This is a genomic window from Vibrio sp. 1249-1 (assembly GCF_033340495.1).
In genome coordinates this window covers 1-760 of sequence record NZ_JAWOWJ010000431.1, presented here as the reverse complement: position 1 = coordinate 760, position 760 = coordinate 1, and the positions used below count along the sequence as shown (strand labels likewise).

Here is a 760-nt window from a genome sequence, read left to right as displayed (position 1 = left end):
GAGCAGCTGATCTCCATCTTTTTCCCCCACTCTGGCGGCAGTTTGGCATACGCTTCAAACTCTGGTTGCGAATCGTATGGGTGGCGAAGTATCTCAGCAAGACGGTGAACTTCGCTGAAATCCCCTTCCTCAGCTTTATCGATAGCCAATTGCGCAAGGTAGTTGCGAAGAATGTATTTCGGGTTGGCTTGGCGCATCTGTTCACAACGCTGTTCGGCTGAAATCGGCTCACCAATTTCATCTACCTCCAGCTCACATCGAGCCAAATACAAATCAAGCCACGCTTGGGCGGCTTCCCGGTCAATAAACAAATCAATGACCTCTTGCGCTGGCTGTTTATCGAGGTTGGACAACGCTCTAAAGAATCGTGTGTAGTCGGTATGATTCTGATTAAGCAGTTCAAACATCGACTCAAACAAACGTCCGTCTTCTGCAATTTTTGTTTTCAAACCCAGCTTACTGCGCATCAAGCGGCTAAACTGCTGGCTTAAACGCCCTTCAAATTGGCTCAATGCCTGTTCTAAATCTTCTCGCTCGACGAGCGGTGATAAGGCATGCGCCAAAGCAGAAAGATTCCACAGGGCAATTCGCGGTTGCTGCTCGAACGCATAACGCCCCTGATAATCAGAATGGTTACAAATGTACCCCGGTTCATAATCGTCGAGAAAACCAAATGGCCCGTAATCAAAGGTTTGCCCGAGAATTGACATGTTATCGGTGTTCATCACACCATGAGCAAACCCATACGCTTGCCAGTAAG

1 protein-coding gene is annotated in these 760 nt (G+C 48.2%); it reads right to left on the bottom strand.

The window, feature by feature from the left end:
• A partial coding sequence (locus R7Z50_RS26825) for a protein adenylyltransferase SelO family protein (protein ID WP_318149661.1) occupies nucleotides 1-760 on the bottom strand: 760 nt, incomplete at both ends.